21 protein-coding genes and 1 pseudogene are annotated in these 22,761 nt (G+C 60.3%); 13 read left to right on the top strand and 9 right to left on the bottom strand.

What is annotated here, in order from left to right:
* Positions 1–139 precede the first annotated feature (139 nt).
* The 11 genes from FJ428_RS21725 to FJ428_RS21780 all read left to right on the top strand — a co-directional run bounded on the left by FJ428_RS21725 (position 140) and on the right by FJ428_RS21780 (position 11,338).
* Complete coding sequence (locus FJ428_RS21725; RefSeq protein ID WP_140880110.1) at positions 140–1,096, top strand: DUF1403 family protein; 957 nt, start codon at positions 140–142, stop codon at positions 1,094–1,096.
* A gap of 2 nt (positions 1,097–1,098) precedes the next feature.
* A complete protein-coding gene (locus FJ428_RS21730) occupies positions 1,099–1,797 on the top strand; it encodes an SMC-Scp complex subunit ScpB (RefSeq protein ID WP_140880111.1) in 699 nt (232 codons plus the stop codon).
* 166 nt (positions 1,798–1,963) lie between these two features.
* The gene (locus FJ428_RS21735) at positions 1,964–2,686 is read left to right on the top strand and encodes a LuxR family transcriptional regulator (RefSeq protein ID WP_140880112.1); all 723 of its coding nucleotides are present in this window, start codon (positions 1,964–1,966) and stop codon (positions 2,684–2,686) included.
* Between the two features lie 84 nt (positions 2,687–2,770).
* Positions 2,771–3,451, top strand: coding sequence for an acyl-homoserine-lactone synthase (locus FJ428_RS21740; protein WP_224519002.1), 681 nt, complete (start codon positions 2,771–2,773; stop codon positions 3,449–3,451).
* A gap of 51 nt (positions 3,452–3,502) precedes the next feature.
* Positions 3,503–4,183, top strand: a complete 681-nt coding sequence (locus FJ428_RS21745) for a hypothetical protein (protein ID WP_140880113.1) — start codon at positions 3,503–3,505, stop codon at positions 4,181–4,183.
* Entirely contained in the window at positions 4,180–4,971 is a 792-nt protein-coding gene (locus FJ428_RS21750; protein WP_140880114.1) for a CHAP domain-containing protein, read from the top strand. The genes FJ428_RS21745 and FJ428_RS21750 overlap by 4 nt, the downstream gene beginning before the upstream one ends.
* A 2-nt stretch (positions 4,972–4,973) precedes the next feature.
* Complete coding sequence (locus FJ428_RS21755) at positions 4,974–6,707, top strand: caspase family protein (protein ID WP_140880115.1); 1,734 nt, start codon at positions 4,974–4,976, stop codon at positions 6,705–6,707.
* Positions 6,708–6,959: 252 nt separating this feature from the next.
* Positions 6,960–8,033, top strand: coding sequence for an alkaline phosphatase family protein (locus FJ428_RS21760; RefSeq protein WP_224519001.1), 1,074 nt, complete (start codon positions 6,960–6,962; stop codon positions 8,031–8,033).
* A gap of 556 nt (positions 8,034–8,589) precedes the next feature.
* Positions 8,590–9,702, top strand: coding sequence for a GH25 family lysozyme (locus FJ428_RS21770; protein WP_140880116.1), 1,113 nt, complete (start codon positions 8,590–8,592; stop codon positions 9,700–9,702).
* Positions 9,703–9,792: 90 nt separating this feature from the next.
* Complete coding sequence (locus FJ428_RS21775) at positions 9,793–10,788, top strand: serine protease (RefSeq protein WP_140880117.1); 996 nt, start codon at positions 9,793–9,795, stop codon at positions 10,786–10,788.
* A gap of 316 nt (positions 10,789–11,104) precedes the next feature.
* A complete protein-coding gene (locus FJ428_RS21780) occupies positions 11,105–11,338 on the top strand; it encodes a hypothetical protein (RefSeq protein ID WP_140880118.1) in 234 nt (77 codons plus the stop codon).
* Here the strand turns inward: FJ428_RS21780 and FJ428_RS21785 are convergent.
* Positions 11,295–12,113 (bottom strand): annotated as a pseudogene (locus tag FJ428_RS21785) (Tn3 family transposase); the annotation flags it as partial. The gene FJ428_RS21780 and the pseudogene FJ428_RS21785 overlap by 44 nt on opposite strands.
* Before the next feature lie 189 nt (positions 12,114–12,302).
* Here FJ428_RS21785 and phnE point away from each other — a divergent pair.
* Positions 12,303–13,022, top strand: a complete 720-nt coding sequence (phnE, locus tag FJ428_RS21790) for a phosphonate ABC transporter, permease protein PhnE (protein ID WP_263486907.1) — start codon at positions 12,303–12,305, stop codon at positions 13,020–13,022.
* 10 nt (positions 13,023–13,032) lie between these two features.
* Complete coding sequence (locus FJ428_RS21795; protein WP_140880120.1) at positions 13,033–13,869, top strand: ABC transporter permease subunit; 837 nt, start codon at positions 13,033–13,035, stop codon at positions 13,867–13,869.
* A 1,027-nt stretch (positions 13,870–14,896) separates the two neighbouring features.
* Here FJ428_RS21795 and FJ428_RS21800 read toward each other — a convergent pair.
* The 8 genes from FJ428_RS21800 to FJ428_RS21840 all read right to left on the bottom strand — a co-directional run bounded on the left by FJ428_RS21800 (position 14,897) and on the right by FJ428_RS21840 (position 22,760).
* The gene (locus tag FJ428_RS21800; RefSeq protein ID WP_140880121.1) at positions 14,897–15,118 is read right to left on the bottom strand and encodes a hypothetical protein; all 222 of its coding nucleotides are present in this window, start codon (positions 15,116–15,118) and stop codon (positions 14,897–14,899) included.
* 76 nt (positions 15,119–15,194) lie between these two features.
* Positions 15,195–16,172, bottom strand: a complete 978-nt coding sequence (locus FJ428_RS21805) for a DNA methyltransferase (protein WP_140880122.1) — start codon at positions 16,170–16,172, stop codon at positions 15,195–15,197.
* A gap of 409 nt (positions 16,173–16,581) precedes the next feature.
* Complete coding sequence (locus tag FJ428_RS21815) at positions 16,582–16,806, bottom strand: hypothetical protein (RefSeq protein ID WP_140880123.1); 225 nt, start codon at positions 16,804–16,806, stop codon at positions 16,582–16,584.
* 217 nt (positions 16,807–17,023) lie between these two features.
* Positions 17,024–18,199: a helicase-related protein gene (locus FJ428_RS21820; protein WP_140880124.1), complete on the bottom strand. Its 1,176-nt coding sequence runs from the start codon at positions 18,197–18,199 to the stop codon at positions 17,024–17,026.
* Positions 18,200–18,325: 126 nt separating this feature from the next.
* Positions 18,326–18,580, bottom strand: coding sequence for a DUF1344 domain-containing protein (locus FJ428_RS21825; RefSeq protein WP_140880125.1), 255 nt, complete (start codon positions 18,578–18,580; stop codon positions 18,326–18,328).
* Positions 18,581–18,773: 193 nt separating this feature from the next.
* On the bottom strand, positions 18,774–21,425 hold the full coding sequence (locus tag FJ428_RS21830; RefSeq protein WP_181167371.1) for an ABC transporter permease: 2,652 nt from the start codon (positions 21,423–21,425) through the stop codon (positions 18,774–18,776).
* Complete coding sequence (locus FJ428_RS21835) at positions 21,425–22,105, bottom strand: ABC transporter ATP-binding protein (RefSeq protein ID WP_140880127.1); 681 nt, start codon at positions 22,103–22,105, stop codon at positions 21,425–21,427. Before FJ428_RS21835 ends, FJ428_RS21830 begins: the two co-directional genes overlap by 1 nt.
* Complete coding sequence (locus tag FJ428_RS21840) at positions 22,098–22,760, bottom strand: ABC transporter ATP-binding protein (protein ID WP_140880128.1); 663 nt, start codon at positions 22,758–22,760, stop codon at positions 22,098–22,100. Before FJ428_RS21840 ends, FJ428_RS21835 begins: the two co-directional genes overlap by 8 nt.
* Position 22,761: the final 1 nt, after the last annotated feature.

The following is a 22,761-nucleotide window of genomic DNA, read 5'->3' on the forward strand; positions in this document are numbered from 1 at the left end:
ACGAAAACGGCCATTTATCCTTCTGGCCCACTAACGAACGATAATGCAACATTATCATTCGTTTTATCTCACAGACAGGCTGTGCGTTTTGGCACAAAAATCATGGCAAAAAGCGCACGGACGCTTTAGCCTCGAAATCATGATTCGCCTCGATCCCGCGACCGCCAGCCCCTCCGCGCCGCCCGCCGTTCCGGCCTGGGCGCTCGCGGCCGATGGTGCCATGCATGACGGAGACGCCGCTTTCCGGGCCGGCGCCGCCCTGGCTTCGCTCGACAGCCTCGCCCGCGCGCAGCCTGCCTGGATCGGGGCCTGGCGCCTGCGGTTGGCGCTCAAATGCGCCGCCGCCAGCATGCGGCTTGCCGGCCGCGCCGAGGACGAAGCCGCCTTGCGCGACGCCTGGCAGCTTTGCCCAACCGGCGCCGATCCCGGTCCCGCCGGCGCCATTTTTGGTGCCTGGCGCCAGCTGGCGATGCAGCCGCCCGTCGCGACCCCCGACCGGCTCGAAAAGATCGTCGACCAGCTCGGGCTCGCTTGGGACAGCGCCGCGCTCGTTGACCTGTGCACGCAGATCGAAGACGTGGCGGGGTCGCGGCGGCCGGCGCCGTTCGCCGCCGCGGCGATCGCCGCTCACGTCATCGCCATGCGTCCCGATGCGGAGCTTTTGGCCTGGTGGCTCGCCGACCTGGTGCTGGCGCAAAGCCTGCGTTGGCCGCGACCGCTGCCGCTCCTGATGGCGCAAGCCTTTGGCCTGTCCTTCCGCGCCGGGGCCGGCGGCGGCAAGCGCATCCGACCCGCGGACAGAGATTTTGAGCGCTCGGTCTGCGTGGCGTTTGTTCCAGCGGCGGCGGAGGCCTGCCGGCTGGCTGACGAGTTGTCGCGCCGCGCCGCAAAACTCCTGGCGGTGGCGCCGAAATTACGCGCCAAGGGGGCGGGCGACGTGATTTTTCTGCTGCTCAACGAAGACGCTGTCTCCGGCTCGCTGACGACGAAGAATCTGTCGCGTTTTGCGGCGCGACGCCTGTTCGAGCGGCTGCAACAGCTGGATGCCGTGCGCGAGCTTTCCGGCCGCACCACTTTTCGGCTATTTGGGTTGTAGCAATGAGCGAAGCGTTCGCCCGCCGCAAGCCAAACGAACAGCCTGTGCTGCTCGACACGGAACTGGACTACCTGCCGCCGGAACTGCGCTGGCGCGAGTGGATGGGCCGCGTCGAAGCGGTGATCTTTGCCGCAAATGAACCGGTGACACGTAGTGTCCTCGCGCGGGTGGTGGGAAAAAACTGCAATATCGAGCTGATCATCGACGACATTCGCGCCGAACTCGCCGGCCGCCCTTACGAGCTGGTCGCGGTCGCCGGCGGCTGGCAGCACCGGACCAAGAAAATTTTTGGCGACGCCATCCGCGCCGCCTTCGGCACGGCAGCGGGCGAGGGGGCAAAAGAGCTGTCGCAATCCGAAGCGCTTGTCTTGATGTGCATCGCCTATTTCCAGCCGATCACGCGTGGCGAGCTGTCGAGCTTTTTCGGCAAGGAGGTGTCGCGCGATCTGATCGGCGTGCTGCGCGCGCAGGAGCTGATCGCCTCGGGGCCGCGCAGCCCGCAGCCGGGCGCGCCATACACCTATGTGACGACGAAAACCTTCCTGTCCCAGTTCGGGCTCGACACGCTGCGCCAGCTGCCGGATTTCGAGGCGCTCGAGGACGCCGGGCTGCTGTCGAAGGAAAAGCTGCTCACGGGTAACATCTTACCAGGGTTTCCAGACATCGATGATGATGGTGCCAGCGCCGCGCTCGACGAATAGATGATCCCATCACTGCAGGACAATCTATGCGACCCCTCCGCTCAGATACCCGACGCGATCGTCAGTGTCTTCTAGCAGATGGCGCGACCGAAGACCACGGGCTTCTGCGTATGCGAGTTGCCTAAAATATGGTATACATGGATCGTGCGGGAGAGGGGGCTCTGGCATGATAGATTCAGATGTATTCGACTTTGTCGAGCGGTGCCGGAAACACGCGACAGCAGGCGCGCTTCTGAGCGACCTACTCGAGACCGTAAAGAATTTTGGATTCGAACATCTTATCCTGAGCGGTGTGCCTTTGGGCGGGCAGAAGCTCGCACCAATGGTCGAATTGAACGGCTGGCCGATAGGCTGGTTCGAACGCTATGTGGAAGCCGAGCACGCCGCCGTTGATGGCGTTTGCATCTATTCAGCAAAGACGTTGAAGCCGTTCCTTTGGTCTGAAATTCCGGCCAAATGGTCCGAGACGGAAGGTTCGCGGCGCGTGGCGGGCGAGGCGACGGAGTTTGGCATCTGGAGTGGTTTTGCCGTGCCGATGCTGGACGTTCATCATTGGCAGTCCGTGCTATCGTTTGCCTCCTCGGCAAAGTCCTACAGGCCGTCGCCGCGTCAGCAGGTGCAACTGGTGACGATGGCGGTGTATGCCGGCATGACCATCCAGGCCCTCTCCCATGAGGACGAAGGAGGCGAGACCCTGCTGACCGATAGGGAAAAAGAGGTGCTGCTGTGGGCAGCCGCCGGCAAGACCTCGTCGGAAACTTCGCAGATCCTCGGCCTCACCGAGCGGACCGTCAAATGGCACGCAACCCGGGCTCGGGAGGCCTTTGGTGTAGCGACCACGACCCAGGCGGTCGTGGAGGCGGTGCGCAGACGCCTGATTCATCCTTAAATGCGTCAACTGTCCGATCGGACAGGTGACGTACATTAGAGGGGCTGCAACTATTCCCCCAAAGAACGATTGGGGAATCGCGCTATGATTACGGCCCATGTCGTCAATGCGCATAACAAGCATCTCTACGAAAACGAATTCGACGAGTTTCTGCGTCGGCGGCACGATTTCTTTGTGCATCAAAAACGCTGGCGCCCTCCGAGCCCGAACGGTCGCGAGCTAGATCGGTTCGATACGGACGCGGCGACATATCTGCTTGGTGTGGAAGACGGCCGCGTCGTGACCTCGGCTCGATTGATCCCAACGACCGAGCCGCACATGGTCTCGGAGGTCTTTCCACACATGTGCGAGAAATCGGGCGTTCCGAGACGCCCCGATTGGGCCGAATGGACCCGCACCTTCGTGGTTCCCGACAAACGCTCGACCGGGTTGCGGGGCACGCTGACGCAGCTGTGCTGCGCAGTGATGGAATACGCGCTCGACGAAGGCCTGAGCGCGGTGGGGGGCGTCCAGGAGACGTACTTCATGCCCCACCATGGTGCGCTGAAATGGCACGCCGAGCCGATGGGAATGGCCAGGGAAGAAAACGGGGAATGGTACATTGTCGCCTACATCGAGGTGAACGAGGCCGCGTTGGCGAGTGTGCGGAAGATACTCGGGATTGAGCATTCGTTGTTAGTTCGACGCGGGACTCAGACGCATTTTCTCGAGAATGCAAAACCCGAAGCGACCGGTCACGCTCTTCACTGTTGGTGGCAAGCGTAAGCGTAGGCAACAGACGATCACCTGCTAGCCGGGCGTCAAGGGGTTATTGAGATGAGGAAGATCACTGCACTACTTCAGTGCCTCTTGGTGCTGGCATCTTGCACGACCGCATCCAAACAAGAGTCGGCGACAAATCTTAATGATACGATCAGCTCTCTTGGCTATGACTCATTAGCACTTCCCTCCACTGCCTATGGGCCAGGTTCACTGGTTACTTCAGTGAAAGGCAATGGCCTGATGCCACCACTGAAGCTAACCTACCTCTGCAGGCCGGACTTTGCCCACACCCCGCCCGCAATTGTCGACCAGGCGGCCTCATCCGAGGCTTCGGGTGCGCTCAAGGGCTCGTTCCAGCTGGATGCCACGACGCTGGCCCAGCTGGGGCTCGGTGCCAAGCTAAGTTACATTCGGTCAGTCATCGTCAAACTGAGCAACGTCACAGTTGAGCAACTGGCGTTTGACGACCTGGCGTCAGTCAGGTCGCAGTTGGGCCCGGTGTGTCAGAATCTTGTCGAGACGTTTTCGAGCAGGTCGCTTGCCTACCAGACCAAGCAGGCCATCAGAGCCGACGTGACCTACTCCGTCCAGCTCAACAAGGGCGCCTCGGCGAATGTCAAAGGTTTGGTCCTACATGCGCTAACGGCCGCCTTCGGGGGCTCAATAGAGAGCGATTCCGATCTAACCGCAACGGGGAAAGGTCTCTTCTACGGCCTTGTGCTGACCAAGGTATGATCCTTTCAAGCATCGATCAACAAACAGCAATAAGGGAGGTCGCAATGCAATTCAACCGGAGAAGTTTTGTACTTGGCGCTTCTGCTATGATGGCCACTTCACGGGCCTTCGGGCAGTCAGGGAGTGGATCGCCCCGAAGCATCTACGATGAGATCAACAAATGGACGACCGATCCTCAGAATTCGGCGTATTTCGATCCTCCCAACGAACCCGAGATGAAGGGCTCGCTGGTCCTGGCGCCGAGCAACCAGGCTGTCATCGCCGCGGCAAAGCTGCTGGCAAGTGTACCCACCAATCTGCCGCCGATCGGGATCGTAAAGTACATGATCAAGAACTTCCCGGATCCGAACAAAATGGAATGGCCGAAGGACACGCCCGGCCACCGCAAGCCAGCGAACCCTGTCATCATCGCTTTTTTTGCGGCGACCGCTACCAAGCCGACGCAAGGCGACCAGACCGCATGGTGTGCAGCACTGGTCTGCTGGGCGCTCCAGCATGCCGGGTTGCCGCAGCCGCACAACGCAGCCTCGGCGAAATTCCGGTCATGGGATGGGACGACTAAGACAGACGACCCGCAAAAGGGGGACCTAATCGTTTTCAAGAGCGTGTCCGATCCGGCGCATGGCCATGTCACGTTCTTTGACGGATTTGTCGATAGCAAAAAGACCGCCGTGTGGTGCGTTGGTGGCAATCAGAGCGATGCCATAAACCGGAAGAGCTTTTCCCTGCATAGTAAGTCGCTGGAGCTTGATGGCTTCAGGACGGCCACGGGCTATAGGATGGCCTAGCCATGCGCATTCTCATTGCATGGCCCGCGCTGGCGCTGCTATTGGCGGCTGGGCCGGGCCATGCCGGCGGGAAAGATGCTTTCTACACGACGGATATCCCGGACAGCTTTACCGAACTCACCGCCAAAAACCAGGCGCAGGCCCCTGTGTCGCTCTACAGCGAAAGCTTCGCGCTGCTTATCGGTGAGGTGAACTATCGCCAACTCAAGGGTCACACGAATTGGCCGACACTCGAAAATGTCCCGGCCGAGATCGGAAAGCTGACGAAGGTCCTGGAGCAGCACCATTTCAAGGTTGAAGTTCATTTCGACGTGACTAGCGCTGACATCGACACTGTCGTCGACGACTTCATGCGCCGCCGCGCAACCGTTCCCGAGTCCCGTATCCTCGTCTATGTCTCCGGCCATGGCGTGGCGGACCCGAACCTCGGCACACCTTCCGGCTACATACTGCCAGTCGATGCCCCCCCCAAGGACACGGAGCCGCCCGAGCTCCTGTATGCGTCAGCGCTGCAGTTGAATTTATTTCAGGGTTGGGCCCGGGCGCCGCATCCGCGCCATATGCTAGTCGTTCTCGATGCCTGCTTTTCGGGCTCGGTGCTGGGGCTGAGGGATGATCTGTCGGCTCAACTCGTGAACGAGGACGAGGCGCCATCTAAGCCGCCGTTGCCGGTGCCAGTCACGCCAACCAAGGAGAGCGCCGTCGGCGCGGAGTCGTCCGACTGGGTTTTCTATCCCAACGGGCCCCGACGTTTCGGGCGGCAGTTCCTCGCCTCCGGCCATAGCGACGAGGTGACCCCCTCCAGGAGCATCTTGACCAGCCTACTCATCGGGATCCTCGATGGTGCAATCGTGGACGATCAGGTCAATCGCGATCATTGGACCACGGCTACGGAACTCGGCCCTTGGATAGCCCAGAATGCCGAAAAATATTCGGTTAAGCCGATGCCTGCCCATCCCATCTTCGGCTCTCTGCTGGATGACAAATTTGCTGAGGGCGATTTCACATTCGCCCGTGTGGAGCGCGCAGACCTACCGCTCATCGTGCCCGACGATGAGTCCAAGGCCTGGGCCAAGGTGATAGCAACGCCTTTCCCGCATTTTGGCATGTCGATCGAGCGAGACTATGCAAATCTCCTCGCCAATGTGCAGTTCGCTAAAAGTGACGCTGACCGCGCCAGCGACAGAGTCGCGCAGTTGCGGCTTCAACCTTTCTCGACCTCTCAGAAAATCCAATTAGATCTAGCTGTCCGCGACGCCGACCTTGCCAGAGCCAATGCGGACAAGCTCAGGCACAATGCCGACAGTATCAAGAACGTTTTGACCGAGGCCTCGGCCAAAGAAGATGCGCTGGCCGCTTTGGCTGCCAAAGCCAACACTCCGGCGGATGTCAAGTTGACGGATAAAGAGCAGACCGAGCTGCAGGCCATTATCGATTCGATGTCAGCCGCCGATTCGCAGATACGTCACACAGCCAGAACCGGCCTCTCTGAGTTCTTGGCAAAATATCCGAACGATAAGAGGGGCAATCTACTGACCAGTTTACTGTCCAGGCTAGCGACCAAGAGCTACAGGTTTCAGCTTGGGATGGCAGTCGCAGTCGCGACGCAGAAGGAGCCTATCAGCACACGTGATGTCCCCTATGGCAAAGCCAATCTCTTGGCGGCGTTGAACGTCGCAACAGATCCGACGCTGCAGGATTGGTTGAAAAGAGCGATTGCAAAGTTCCAGTCGTGATCGGTTGTCGTCCTGTTCGCACGATTGTGCGCGGCAATCGACATCCGGAGCGTTGTCGGCACGCAGAGCGACAGTTCGAAGGAAGCCGCAAACTTCTGCGTGCCTCCTCTGGTGGTCGAGCTGTCGCTTCCGCCATCGCTGAAATTTATACCGTGTCGATCCAGATGGCCGTACGAATAGCCTACGATCCCGAGGATGTGGAGATCGGCCCCAGCGGGTCAGTCTTGCCGGCGTTGGCTCGAGGGCGACGATGTGGCTTCGCGCGAAAGTTCGTCGAGCATTGTATCGTCGCCTCTCGACATATGGGTATTTCGGACGCCAAGAGAGGGCGAGCAGGACAGACGGCTGACGGATTGTGCGAACATCGTGCGGCGTAAACAGGCCTCTGATTTGTGTCGGAAAGCGGAAAAATCCGGGACACTTGGTGAATTTGCCCTGTCGCCAATGCATATTAGCCGGTATATTCGCGTGAGTGACTTAGTAAAAAAGGGCGAGCTGTGGAGAATTGTCGTGCACAAACGACGATGCGCTTTCCTGAGACATTTCTCCGTCCTGGTTTTCATGGCCGTCTTCATCGCGTTTAGAGCGAACAGCGTTGCATTCGCCAGCGGGCCTCCGAAATACGCCCACATCGTAGTTGTGATTATGGAGAATCATTCCTTTCAACAGATTTTTCAATCGCCGGCTGCTCCCTATTTGCAGAGGCTGGCAAGGAATGGTGCAGTGTTCGACGACTCGCATGCTGTAGGTCATCCCAGCCAGCCTAACTATCTAGCGCTGTTCAGTGGCTCAACGCATGGGGTACGCGACGACGGTTTCCACGACGTCGAGGGGCCTAACCTTGCTGCACGCCTCCGCGCTGCCGGCAAGACATTCGTCGGGTATGTCGAGGTTGGGTCCCCGCGGAAGCACAATCCGTGGGAGTCGTTCGCCGCCGCCGAGTGGGCAGAGAAATCACTGGCTGCCTTCCCGCGCCATTATGCAAGTCTGCCGGCGGTAAGCTTCGTGATCCCCAACCTTCGCAATGACATGCATGACGGTACAATTCGGCAGGCCGATACTTGGCTGAAGGCTCATCTAGGCACTTATGCGAACTGGTCGAGCACGCATAACAGCCTACTGATCTTAACTTTTGACGAAGACGACTACGGTATTGAGAACCGGATTTTCACGGTTCTCTACGGCGCACGTATTAAGCCCGGCCGTTATGCCGAAAGAATCGATCATTACACTATTCTTCGGACCATCGAAGACATTGAAGGCACCGTGCCTCTGGGCGCCACTGTCGTGAGAAAAGCTATCACGAGTGCATGGAGCAGGGAATAAAATCCCTCTGCGGCTTCGCTTACGAGGGCAGCTTAGATTCTCGGTCCCCACCGAACGGAAATGGCATCTGACGAAAGCCCGTGGAGCCTTTGGCATACGACCACGCAGGCTGTCGTGGAAGCAGTTCGTTAGCGCCTGATCCATCCATGGTCGAGTCAACTGTCCGATCGGACAGGTGACGTGTTTTAGCGAGGCTGCAACTATCATTCAAGGAAAGATACGGATCGCGCCATCATGACTGCCCATGTCGTCAATGCGCTGGGCAAGTGCCTCTACGAGAACGAATTCGACGAGTTCTTACCGCCGCCACGACCTCTTCGTGCAACAGAAAGGTTGGTGCCCTTCGAGCCCGGATAATCGAACGTGACCAGTTCGACACAGACGGCGCAACCTGGCATCAGTTCTGGTTTTTTCATCCGCCCTGAGCAGCTCCTGCCGAAACCAGGGCAAGTGGGCACCGGCGGAAAGCGCATCTGCTTGCCTGGTGCTGACGCCTTCGCGAAAAGGGAAAGCGACCCTGCGTCTACCGGTCATTCCTGGCGCACGGTGGTATGCCTTGGACACCGCGCATTGGCTCAGCAGGTTTCTGTCGCATCCTTGCGGCATCCTGCGGGCACGACGAAAAGCGAAACAGTGGTTGAAAACTCTGGAGGAGGCCGTAATGCGTGCCTGTTGCTACCCTTTACGAAGGTCCAATTTCGCCATCGCCGCGCTTGCCTTGCTTCTGAGCGTGTTTCCGATCTCGGCCAACGCTCAGGATCAGAAGACGGCGCTGACGGACGATCCGTCCCGCGGCGATCTGTTCAGGTTGATGGGCGAGACGCTGGAGAGCAAGGTTCCCGCGTCCGATTTTTCCCAATTCGCCTTCCGGGCCAACTTCCGGTTCCCGCACGACGCGCTCTGGCGAAACCCCGTCACGGACGAAGATCCCCGCACGAACCAGACGTTCGGCATCGACATTTCGCACCACACCACAGACGACTGCCATTGCAGGATCGACTGGCTGCGCATCGCGGATCAGAAGGTTTCTTTCGTCTACCTTAAGGCGAGCCAAGGCGTGAGCTCTTATGACAGGTCGTTTAAGCCTAACGTCGATGGGCTCCGTGCTCTTCCGCCCGACAAGAAGATCGCGATCGGCGCGTTCCATTTTCTCTCCGCAGACGGCTCCGCGGGCGACCAAGCGGCGAATTTCCTCGGGGTCGTGGGTGCTCAGCTCGGGGCAGACGATCTCATCCCGTCCCTCGATCTCGAATGGGACGTGAGGATGGCCAACGGAAAGGTCGTCCTGGACCCCGATGGAAGACCGAAGGACTATTGGAAGAGAACGGACGGCAAGGTCATTCTCGAACGGGTCCGCGGATGGCTGCAGGCCGTGAAGGACAAGACGGGTAAAACGCCGATCGTCTACACCAATCAAACCTGGTGGAGCGAACGCATGAACGGGGTCGGCACGATAGAGGAGGCCCTGCCGGCGTACCCGGTCTGGATCAGCGATCTTTCAAGCAAGGGGCTCAAGATCGAGGACCCTTACGTCTACAAGGGCAAATACCATCTCTGGCAGTTCTCGTTCACCGCGGCCGCTGACAACGGCGGCCTTCCTCCGGGCAAGAAAGTCGACGCGGATGTCTTCCAGGGCGATGCCGCGGCATTCCTTGCCGCGATGAAGTAAGGGGGCGAGATTTTGTTGGCCGTGCGAAGGAATGATCGGCTTTGCTTATTCGTCGCGGTCTTTTCGGCGGGCCTTTTCCTCCTGCCAGGGATGTCGTCAGCGGATGACGACCCCGGCCCGGCGATCTACGCGACCGAAGCGCCGGGCGTGATTCGCATCCGTGCTGTAGGGGTCAAGTCCGACGGAACCATGGACGGCGAGGACGGCACGGGATTTGTCATCAGCTCGAATGGATACCTACTTACCGCGAACCACGTGATCCCGCAGGACGCAGCCTACACCCAATTGATCATCGGCGGGAATCTTGGTCCGGAGACGGCCAATGGCAAGCCCTACGCGCTTCGGCTGGTGAAGCGAAACGATCGGAGCGACACCGCCCTGCTCAAGTTCGAAATCCCGCCTCCGGACTTGACGGTCCTGCCGATGCGACGAACGCCGCCAAGCGCGGGGGAGAGCGTCTTCGTCCTTGGATATCCCTTGGCGCTGCCTTCGACCCATCTCCTGGACGGACGGATAGAGGCGATCGAGCAGGACGTGCTTACCACCAACGCGCTCGTGGACAAGGGCAACAGCGGAGGTCCGGTCGTCGATCGGCGCGGCTGCGTCATCGGTGTCGTGTTCGGCGGCATATCCATGAACGAAGACGAGCATGTCAACGGGCTGAAGTTCGCCGTTCCGATCATCTCGCTTTTAGACTTCATTCCAGCCGAGGCAGTCGAGCCATCACAGCCACCGCAGAAGGAGCAGCAACCTGATGTCCTGCATGTGACGGACTCACTGCAGCGCACGCAGGAGGACCACGACCTGCTGAAGGATACGGTCAAGTCCTACCACGATGTCGTCCCGGCGCGGCCCGGTTTCGTGATAGAGGCGGTCGAGAGTGTCGGGCATGTGAGCTACAATCCTCCCGGCCTTCAGTTCCCGTCTGCGGTCGTGGCTCCGGATAAGAAATCGATGAGCTTCGATTACACCCTCGTCAGCGGACCGATCTACGATCAGTGGCGAGGCTGGATCGACATGTCGGTAAGCACCAAGCAACGCCATATCGGAAGCGCGGGGTCGTCGGTGGGAGCCGCCTGCGACTGAACGGAAAACCGGACGGCGCTTCCATAGCGAATAGAGCATCGGGTACCTCGACAATGCCAGCTTGCGGGCCAGTCCGCGACCGAGTTCCGGGCAGATCTGTCGGCGTTCTCCAAGCGAGGCATCTACAAGCGCATCGACAATTGGCCTTTTGCAAGGTGCTCATCGGCGCGGCCTGAGCGAGGCGCGACGGCGCGCCGAGAGCGTCCCCTTTGCAGGTCCGAAGGCTTTGGGCGATTTGGTGTAGCAGCGCTTGAAATGCTCCTGCGTTATTTGGATGTTCCTTCCATAAAACGGCCCATTAGGGCAGGAGGCGCAGATGAAATTCAAGGATTTCTGGGGCTTGAACGTGGGCGAGAATGCCGCGATCGCCGTGTCCTTCGCAGCGCGCAAAGAGGGCGCGACCATGGGCGAGATCAGTAGCCACACAGGCCAAAACCTATACAATGTATTCAAGCGCTTTAAGGAATTCGGCCATCATGTCGCTAAGGTCGAACGGATGATGAACATCATGCGACACGCTTTAGCCCCACCGGGAGGCGCAGTGTCCTAAAGCCTTCCGGGAGATGCTGCTCGCTGTCCCAGGTGTAGATGCCGGTCAGGTTAATGTGCTCCCAGCTGAGTGGCGAGATGTGCTTCAGCAGCATCTCGGGAATGTTTCTGCCCGCCATTTTCAAGTGTGTGACAGCCGGATCAAGATAGACCGTGTTCCAATGCACGATCGCGCTGACAACGAGATTGAGGCCAGATGCGCGGAAGGCCTGACTTTCGAACGACCGATCGCGGATTTCGCCTCGCTCATAGAAAAATACCGCGCGTTTGAGCTTGTGCGCGGCCTCACCTTTGTTGAGCCCGGCTTGGCAGCGCCGGCGCAATGCCGGGCTCGAGTACCATTCGATCATGAAGAGACCGCTCAATACGACCCAGTTCCCGCAGCGCCCTGGCGAGTTGACCTTCTTTTGGCGATGCCGAGAGCTTCTTCAGGATGGTCGACGGCACGACGGATCGCGTCGTGATCGACGCCGCGAGATGCAGAAGATCGTCCCAGTGGTCGAGAATGAGAGTGGTGTTGATCGGTGCCCCGATGTGGTTCGACAGCGACGGGTATGCATCGCCTTTCTCGAACGTGTGGAACTTCCGATCTTGAGGTTGCGCAGCCGAGGCGCAAAGCGCTTGCCGATCGGGGCGAACAACCCGAACACGTGATCGCTCGCGCCGCCGGTGTCGGGGAAGTGCTCCTGTATTTCGAGGATTGTGTCCTGATCGAATAGTCCGTCGAGCACATAGGCAGCCTCGCTTACCTGCAAGCGCATCATCGGCATGCAGGACGGCTGCAAGAAGTTCGACGGTTCGTCGAAGGACATGCGCAAGCAGGATCTCGACGAGATCTACGCCATGGAAGAGCTGTGATGAGCATCGCCGCCGCCCCGATTGCCGAGCATGGCTTCGACGCCTAGCTGGCCCACAAGCGCAGCCGCCGAATCAAGAACTGGCTGCTGCTCGGCGGCACCCTGGCGCTGCTCGCCTGGTGTTTCTGGGACACTATCATGTTCGACACCGACTGGGCACGCATGGGCGGCGCGCTCGGCATAGGCGGCACGCTGATGCGATTCCTCCAGATCGACTGGTCGCTGGTGCCCAAGCTGGTAGTGCCGGCGCTGGAAACGCTGATGATGGCGACACTGGGCACCATTCTCGGCTGCGTCTTTTCGCTTCCGGCCGCCTGGTTCGGCGCACTCAACGTGACGCCCAACAAATACATCTTCTTTCCCGTCGGCCGCTTCCTGATGGTGCTTTCCCGCTCCATCCACGAGATCATCTGGGCGCTGCTGTTCGTCGGCGCCGTCGGCCTCGGCGCCTTGCCGGGCATCCTTGCGGTGGCGATGCGCTCCATCGGCTTCATCTCCAAGATCACCGCCGAAGCGATCGAGAACATCGATCCCAAGCCAGTCGAGGCGATTCGTGCCGTCGGCGGCAACCAGTTCCAGGTCATGTACTACGGCATCGTGCCGCAGATACTGCCGGTCATCATCGGCACCATCATCTTCGAATGGGACATCAATATCCGCCGCTCGGCCATCATGGGCCTAGTCGGCGCTGGGGGGCTCGGCCTCGTGCTGTTTCGCCAGATGGCGATGTTCAACTATGGCGGCGTGACGCTGGTGGTGCTGGCTGTGCTGGTTCTTATCGCCATCGGCGAAGTCATTTCCTATTATGCCCGCAAGGCGGTCATCTAAGGAGCCATCCATGTCCGTCGCACTCGATGCCCTAGCCACCCCGAAGCGTCGATGGTCACGCTATCGGCATCCGGAATCGACCATCCGTTTCTCCGTCATCCTGGCCGTGCTTGTCTTCCTCGGCTACTCGGTCAACTTCCTCAACATCCATCTAGATCGCATTCTCGGCGCCTTCCCAAGGCTGGCGGAAATCCTGGCGACGCGCTATTTCCCGCCGGATCTGGACTATTTGACCGACGGCGAGTTCGTCCAATGGGTCGTTCGCACACTTGAAATGTCGCTGCTCGGCGGTTTCTTCGGCGTCGTGTGCTCCGTTCCGCTGGCTTGGCTGGCGGTGCGCAACATCACCGTCAGCAGGCGCATCGCCTATCCGCTCGGCCGCTTCGCCATTATCGGCAGCCGCTCCATCCACGAGACGATCTGGACCATTTTGTTCGTCACCATTCTCGGTTTCGGCATGCTGGCCGGCACGCTGGCGCTCACCGTGTTCTGCATCGGCTTCGCCGGAAAGCTGTTCTCGGACGAGCTGGAAGCGATCGATATGGGGCCGGTGGAGTCGCTGCGTTCGGTCGGCGCCCAGCCGTTGCAGGTGTTCCAGTATGCCGTGCTGCCGCAGGTGCGCGTCGCTTTCACCGGTATCGCCATCTACACCTGGGACGTCGCCTTCCGCGCCGCGACCGTGGTCGGCTTCTTCGGCGGCGACGGCATGGCCTGGTACTTGAAGCGCACGACGCAGCAGCTCGAGAACACCCGCGTAGCCGCGATCCTGCTGGTCATCATCCGCCTGGTCCTGCTGGCGGAGATCGGCTCCGGCTGGCTGCGCAAGAAGATCGGCAAGATGCGTTGATAATGAGATTTCAACAGAAGCGGCTGTTAGAAACCTGCCAGTACGATCGCCGCATACCGGCTCTCGATGTGCGCTCCGCGACCAGCCGATCGAGCCGGTCCTCGTTCGACACCGGGATAATTGCCGGTTTCGTGCATGTGCCAGATAAGAGATGAAAAGACGAATGACCCAGTCTTACAAGCTGTATAAGCCACTCTTAATTATTGTGCTTATTGGAGCTAGTAATCATGACCGATATGCCGCGCATTTCGCGCGTGGAGGCCGAGATTCTTGGCCTGCTGCGCTCGAAGGAGATGTACGGGCTGGAGCTTGTGAAGGAGTCTTAAATTTTGAAGCAGGGAACCGTCTACGTCACTTTGGAGCGCATGGCCGACAAGGGCTTTGTCAGATCTCGCGAAGCCGAGCGAGCGCCGCATGAGAGAGCGGCCTGCCTCGGCGTATCTACAGCATCACAGCATTGGGGCAGCGCGCGCTGGCGGCGTCGCAGGCCGCCGCCGCAGCCTTCGCGTCGTGGGGCATGGTGCCGCAATGAGTTCTTTTTTTAGATGATCCGCAATTTTATTCGGCGCCTTCTGGGCCTCCGGTAAGACCTCGTCACCGACCACATTCGTCCGAACCTCCATCCCGACGTGAAAGCCTCAAACATGCCGGTTTGGTTGAATCCCTTGCGTAGGTTTCCCGTCGTCGCCACACCGCCGGCCGGAAAGGCGTTGGAGTTCTTCCAGTTTGTGATGCCCGGAAGGGATTCGAACGAGTCCTGGCAGCACGCGCGGTTTTACGTGACGCTCGCCTCCACGCCGATCCTCTGGTTCGTCACCTAGATAGGCAAGAAGGCCTTTGAGTTGTGGCGGTACAGCGGCTGAAACGCAGAAAAGACCCCACTGGCCGAAGCCGATGGAGAGTATGTGCGACTTCGGGTGATGTCGCACGAGGAGCCGGTCCACGAGCCGCTTGAAATGGACTAGCCAACAACTCCGACCGATGGCACTGATTATCCAGACAACGGGAGGGGAAATTCATGAGCCGTCTACTGGTAAGCATTCTCGGATTGATTAATGGCGTCGTCGCCATAGTCCTCATACTGACTGGCGTTGCGATGGGCACGACAGTCTTGCCCAACAATCCCAATGCCATAGCCATCGGCGCTATAGTCGGCGTCGGCGTCGCTGCGATATTCTGTGGCGGCCTGGCGGCGCTGCTGCTGATTGAGAAGCATCTGCGCATCATGGCCGACGATCTGCGCGAGCATCAGCGCGTTGAGGCCTGGAGGGTCAAGCAGGCTAAAATTGCGGCCAAGGTCGAAGCAAAAGCTGCGAAGGCGGAAGCTATCCCAGCTTTTCAGCTTCGTTGGACAGCCATTTCACATCTTCGTCAATGCGGTCGTTGTTGTCATAGAGCGCACCTTTGGTCCCAGGTTGAAATGCCCAGATATCTTGGTATGGGACTCCCTTTGTCGGGTACTGCTTGTATTTCGGCCTTCCTGTCTTCGAGAGAACTATGAGGTCGACCGACAATAGATAATCGAGTTGTTTTTGAACCTCCGCGTCTCGGAGGTCGGTCGGCATCATTTCCTTTAGGCTATCTGGTATAGCCCAGTGCCGCCCTCTGGGAGTGGGGTCGTAGCCGCGCCACGGTTTGCCGCTATTGCCCTTTCGAACCTCCGGCCCCATAATTTCGTTCAGGCGATATTTTCCTCGCTCATCCGCAAATCGAAATTCGCCGTCGATGTATTCTTTGCTGTGGGGCGTGACCCCAGGAGTAAATGTGACATCTTTAGACTTGCCATAAAACAATATTACGTCATGGATTGGCCCGTATTGCCTGCTAAGCTTATTGTGTGAGCCGCCGCGTCGCCAAATGACCTCGCTGCGGAAATTTCGGGGATCGAATATCGCATCGAGCACTATCTTGAGATAATGGCTCGCAGTCGGATCGCAGTGGAGGTAGAGCGACCCGGTTGGCCTTAAGACGCGGCGCATTTCAATCAAGCGCACGGCCATCATTGCCAGGTACGCCATCATGTCACTGCCGGCGAATACCTTTTGAAAGGCATCTAGCAAAGCACCGGCTTCAAAATGGCGCGCCGCTGTCTCGTCCAACGCCCTTTGCGCATCTATGCCCCAAGTCCATGTATCTTCGAACGCATGAGATTGAGCTTTGGAGGCCCCCCCATGTTTCGTGCCATAGAGGACGTTGTAATTCGCATTCGAATTGAACGGCGGGTCGAGGTAGATCAAATCGACCGACTCTGCTGGCATCGCCCGCAGCACGTCTAGATTATTGCCGAAGTGAAGCTCATTCATAGCTTTTATCCCCGGCAACAGAGTTGCAGGTTGCGGTTAACTATTTGAGAATTAACGGCTTATTAACGGTTTCGACGTGTTCGCTCACCGCTCGGTAGCGACTACCGGCCATTTACACCATCGAGAAAGTGTAGGAGGATAATCCTAGGTAGGGCGATTTGCTAACGGAGGTCGCTATGGCTAGATCGAAACCGTCAAAGCAGTTATCGCAGGTAGAAATCGAGCGCTTCCTCGTGGCAGCGGAAGCGCTGCACGAGCGTTGTCCGTCCGCTGCTATCGCCTAGCTGCGAACACTTCCGAGCGCTGCAAAACACCCACGAGGAGCTGCTAAAGTCGGTGAAGGATATCACCGGCAAGGATGCTCCGTTCATCCGGCGGAACGGGACGGGCCCGGTGAACTAACGGCACTTCATACGCGCCGCCGAATCTTCAGCTGACCGGGCATGTGGATGGCGGGAAGCAATTTCACACCTGAAGCAACGCGCTCTTCATCGCCCATCTGTCCCTCTTCCAGGACCGAGCGGATACCGAGCAGATTTTCCCGCGCGCCATGCCTGGTCGAAGCGCCGCCGGCATCAAAGCGCTGGTGAACAACTTCTTCGGCGGAATGCTGGTGTTTGACCTCGCCTTGCAATGGACCCTCGAGCCGGGACCGTTCGCTACGATTTCAAATGGCTCACCGGCAGGTCCGACATTGCCGAGCTAATTGCCGATGCGAAGCGTGAATTCGCGCAGTCTATGGGCTCGATCCCGACACTTGCATTCCGATCGACATACCCCTCACTCCTGCGGGACCCTAACGATCCCGGTGTGTGCGACTGGGTAAACGCATCTTGTGGAGCATTCCCGTATCAGTCTGGCGGGCTGTCGGTGTCATTGCCGTTCCGCTTGCGAGGACGAAGATCGAGCGCGAGGGCACTCAGTTCGCGGATTTTGGCGTCGCTTCCTCGTGCCAGGTGATTGATCAGATCCTCTTGATTGGGCTGGCCAAGCGCGAGGCGGTAGAGCAGTCGCTGGCGCTGGAGATGATCGAAGCGCGCAAGGTCCCGGCTCTTCGCAAGCGCCAGGACATGGCGACTAATATCCGCGTCCTGGAAGGTCCACCAAGGCGCCAGACCGGGCCCGTCGCGGTACCTGGCTTCCGCGATCATGGCCGCCGCAACCCAAGGGGACTTGCCAGAAGCCGCACCAGCCAGGGCATCCGTTCGTACCGTCGCGCCGAGCGGCCGGCGCACAAGCAGACCTCCATAACGCGAAATTCGTCCTTCCCGCTGCTCCAGGTCAACGGGGTTTGAAGGCAGGTCCCAATGGACGATCCTGCGGCACCAGCTGTGGAAGTCCAGCCCCTCCTGACCGATCGACGTGGTGGCCAGGACATGCGGCCAGAATGGTGTATTGAATGCACGCCGTAGCCCTTCGGACCGTAGTGGCGGATCCTCTCCTTCCTCGATCAGGGCACGCTCGGCCGCCTCGTTGTCGCTACTTTCCGTGCCGCTGAAAGGAACGGCAGCATGGCAACGGAGCCGGATTGGCGGCGCCGAGGAGGGGAGCGCCTTGAACGTGAACCAGCCGAGCGAGGCGTGCAGCGCCGATCCAAGCTCTTCGAGGAGCTGTGACGGGCCGATCTGTCCCGACGCAATCCAGAAGTGCTCGTCGAGAACGCTCTCCAGGCCGCCTTGGCACACGGCAGCCTGAAGCACCTCGGATATTTTTCCGTCGCCAAGGCGACCCCAGAACACCTTGTTGTCCAGATATGGTCGCAGCCGATGCCAGCAGAACCATACCAGCTGATACAGATGGTTATCGCTTATGGCGCCGGGAAAATGCCTGAAAAGGGCTCGCCCTACCGCAATCGCCGGGCCACCGATCGCCATCTCGACAAGCCGACCGAACTCGGTCTTGCTGATCCATTTGACGTCTTCGACGTTGGCACGCTCTTCCACAGTGCGTCCGAGAACGGCTTCGTCGCCCGCCGTCGCATACCAGGCGGCTTGCGATGCCTCATACTCGCCCGATCTTGCCTCCAACGCTGCGAGCAGCTCCCAAAGCGGCCGTGCGCGCTTTGCGTCCTTCTTCGGCTTTTTGCGGATCGCGACGCCGAGCGTGGAGGGGACCGGGCCGGCAGAGCCAGCCCGATCCTTTATTTTGCTGGTTTACTTGGCCTGATGAATACTGGAAACCGCCAGCTTGCCGGCCTTGGTCGAGTAGGTAACGATGACCTTTTCACCGACCCTGAGCGTCTCGGCCTCGATCCCTTCCGGCAAGATGAACGTCTTTCCGTCGGACAGCGTGATCGAGTCGCCACTCTTGTCGACACTTGCGATCGTGCCGGTGGCTGCCTTGGCGAAGGCACCGGTTGAGGATGCGAGGGCCAGTACCATTGCGGTTGCGATGACTGATTTTTTCATTTTGGTTTTCCCGTTTGGTTTCGTTGCGATGCCGAAAGGACTGTTGGCGCCAGAGCGGCAACGGTGACGATCCGGAGCGGTAGGGTTTGCCGGATCATTTCTCTCAGCGAGAGAAGATGGGATCGACCCTAGGCCGGAGAGTTTTCGGCTAGATGGCCGGAACTTTACAAATGCGTAAGTCCGGTACGGATTGTCATAGATCCCGCAGGTGCTCGGCGTCTTGTCCCGATGAAGGCCTGGCCGACAGGACCGCGGCGACGACCGAAGCGCCGACAAGGCCGAGCACGACCCCGAGATAGGCCCAGGGGATCGACAGCGCTTCGGGCGGCGGATCGAACACGCCGGTCAACAGCTTCACCAGCATCCACGCCGTCAACCAGCCCGACAGAAGACCGAATCCGAAACCCCCGACGAGGATGAGGATGCCTTCGCCCCACAGAAAGGCCGCCAATTGCCGGGGCTTGGCGCCGATGGCGCTGAGTATAGCGAAGTTTCTGCGCCGCTCGATGAACCCCAACGCCAGCATCAGGCCCGCGGCTGCAGCCGCCATGGTGACGGAAAACCCCAGTTCGATCGTCGTCAATCCGCCGAGGTCGACCGCCGTCAGGCTCGAGCCGACGAGATGCGCGGCCTGGCCGATGTCGGTGACCTTCAGTGACGGATCGAAGGAGAGCGCCGAAACGGCCTGCCGTGCGAGCGCTGCCGGATCGGTCTTTGCCCGCATCAGGACGTATTCGGATGCATCCGACCCGGTCATGCGGGCGACATAGCCGGCGTTGGCGACGAGGAAGGAGTCCTTCGGCGCGGTCGGAAACTCACGCGCCACCCCAATGAACTTGAAGGCGATAGGATGGTACTGATGATCTCTTGCGTCCATGAGCCGAAGATTGATCGTATCCCCTTGCTGGAGCTGGAAGTCCTGCACTGTCTCTTCCGACACCAGAACACCGTCGGGCGTCAGGGTGAGCTGGTCGAGCATGCTGGCTGCGCCGGCACCGCTGAAATAAGCGTCGGAAAGGCTCGTGGCGCGTTCGATGTGCCGGGGGTCGATGCCATAGAAATCCTGCAAATCGGCGCCGACATAGGCGAAACGGTGCTGCATGGGCTCTGCCGCCGCCGCCGCGGGCAGTGAGGCCAGCGCCGCCAGATGTGACCCGGCCGGCCTGTCCGATGTGCCGAAGACGGTGACGTCGGAACCGTTGGTCAATTCCGCATCGATGCGCGCCTGTGCGTTGTAGGTGGTGTTGAAGATCGCGGTCGACGTGGCGAAAGAGATCGCCAGCGCGGTCATGGCGATGCCGATGGTCAGGCGCCGCGATTGCCGCGACAGCGCGGCCGATACGACAGCCGTGAGGGGTCCGGCGACCGGCGCAATGATCGCCCGAAGACCGCTGCCGTTGCGCGCGATGATGGCGCCCGACAGCCGCACGGTCAGCAGCGCCATGCCCAGCCAGAACAGCGCCGGCGCGATGAACGCCTTGTAGTCGACGGAGGTGGCGGCGACGCCCTCGGGCGCAAGCACGATCTGGTATCCGGTGCTTGCCGACTGCCAGAAGAAGAGCCCGGCCGCCGCGAGCAGAATGATGTCGAGCCACAGGCGCTGCCAGAGCGGCGTCCCGTTGCGGGTGACGGTACGCCGCGCGGCACTGACAGTTACCCAGCGCGTGTCGCGCAAGGCGGGAAACAGAAAGGCGATGAAACCGACAAGCAACCCGAACAAGGCGACAACAAGCAGTGTCGGACCGCTCGTGGTTGCCGTCACGCGCAAGCCCGGGGCGATGCGGCCGAAGAGCAACGCCGCGGCTATGCCGAGCGAGGTTCCGCCGACTGCGGCGATTGCGGCCTCGGCGGCGGACAGGGACAGGATTGTTCTCGTCGTCGCGCCGCGGACGCGGAGCAGCGCCTGCTCTGTGCGCCGCCGCGTAGCACCGGACGAGGTGACCGCAAAGGTGAGGGCAATGGCCAGCACAATGCCGGGCAACCCGAGAAACAGAAACAGGACGGAGGCATAAAGGGCATCCTCGCGGACCGCTCCGAGGCGGGAGCCGAGATTGTCGGCGACCAGAGCCTGACCTGCGGTCCGCGCCTCGAGATTGCGCTGTGCACCGGTGACAAATGTATAGGCCGTTACCGGGTCGGGCGGCAGCGTCTCGTGGGCGAGCCGCACGTGAAATTGCAGCCTGGTGGTGTCGGGGCGTATTTTCTGCTGCGGGTCGAATAATTGCTGCCAGTCTTGCTGCGGCAGCACGAGCACATTGTCGGGCGGCGCCTGCGGAGCCGCCTGCGGGGGCAGGCCCACCGCCTGGAACAGCGAATCCGCGTCGGGAAGGTCGATCACGCCGGCGACTTTCACCTCTGCCGGAGGCAGCCCAACCCGCTTGATCGACACCGTGTCGCCGGGGCCGACATGAAGGTTGGCCGCCGTCTGCTGGGCGATCAGCACGCCGTCGGTCTTGCCGGAAAGTGGTCGGACTTCCGCCGGGAAATCTTCCTCATTGGAGCTGTCGAAGGCGATGACCTGCCCCGGCCCGGTAGTCTGCATCGTGCCGCCGGTCTGGGCTTCGAAACCGGCGACATCCGCATAGCGGACCTGGTGAACGGCCTTGACCGGCGCGGCCTCAATCAGCGCTTTGCCGATCAGGTCCGAGTCGGCACCGGAAATCACCTGGACCTGCCAGTCGATCGGCACGGCCGATATGGCGCGGGTCGTCATCGAGGTGCTGGAATTGGCGAGGAAAAGCGCCATCGCCGCCAGAAGCGCCACGGTCAGCGCAACGCCTGCCATGGCACCGGCGACGCGCAGCAGACGGCGGGCGAGAACGCCCCGGATCCACAACAGCAGCATCACGCCGCCTCGGTTCTCGGTCGCCCGGCAATCAGCCGGCCATGGTCCATTGTCCACCGCGTTGCCATCCGGGCGGCCACGGCTTCATCATGCGTCGCCACCACCAGCGCGATGTCCGTTCCCTCCAGGTGATCCAGCACAGTGTCGAAGAACAATTGCGCCGTGATGCTGTCGAGCTGCCCGGTCGGCTCGTCGGCAAGAACGAGTTTGGGGCCTATGGCCAGCGCACGGGCCATCGCAATGCGCTGCGACTGTCCGCCGGACAATTCCTCTGGCTGTTTGTCGCCAAGCTCGCCGAGGCTGAACGAGCCCAACAGTGCTGCCGCAGTTTCGTCCGCGGCCGCGGCTTCGCCGGCAAGCACCATGGGCAGGCCGACATTCTGAGCCGCGGTGAGAGCGGGAAACAGGCTGGGCGACTGGAACACAAATCCGACCTGACGCGGCCGCAGTTGCTCGAACGTCCCAAGTCCCGGCCATTCGATGGCGCCGGTCGTCGGCCGGTCCAGCCCGCCAAGGATATGCATCAGAGTTGTCTTGCCGCTGCCGGAAGGTCCAACCAGGGCAATGCGCGCACCCAGCGCGATCTCGCAGTCGACATCGCGCAAAACGGCGATCCGGCCGGCGTTCCCATCAGGAAAGTCGCGGCCAAGAGCTTTGCCGGCAACGAGCGTCCTACTCACTCTCGACCCTCCCGTCTCTCAGACGAATGATCCGGTCGGCTTTTTGCGCCAGCGCTTTGCTGTGGGTTGCGAGCAGCGTCGCCAATCCGGCTTCGCGTCTGGCCTCGAACTGCTCGATCAGCCCTGATTCGGTGTCGCGGTCGACCTCCGCGGTCGGCTCATCGGCAACCAGAATGGGGGGATCCGCGGCCAGCGCCACGGCAAGGCCGGCGCGCGCCGTCTCGCCGCCCGAGAGCTCGGTTGGAAATGCATTTGCGCGATGCGACAGGCCGACGCGTTCCAGCAAAGCGCCAAGTCGTTTCTCGTCCGGCTTTCCCGCCAGCAGCATCTGCAAACGGACGTTTTGTTCGACGCTGAGGTGGCCGAACAGATTGCCGGACTGCAGGAGGATGCCGAAATTGGCGGCGCGAATGCGCGTGCGCTCGGCCTCCGATCGCCGGGTCAAGCGCATGCCGGCCACCTCGACATGGCCGCCATCCGGCTCGTCGAGGCCGGTTGCGCAGGCCAGCAAGGTCGACTTGCCGCTGCCGGACGGCCCGGTCAGGGCGACGATCTCACCGGCCGACAGCTGAAAACTTACACCGCGCAGTGCAGCCGTCTCGTCGTCGCCGATGTGATAGAACCGATAGAGTTCGTGCGCGTCCAGCGCGTGCATC

The sequence above is a fragment of the Mesorhizobium sp. B2-8-1 genome (assembly GCF_006440955.1).
Taxonomy (GTDB): Bacteria; Pseudomonadota; Alphaproteobacteria; order Rhizobiales; family Rhizobiaceae; genus Mesorhizobium.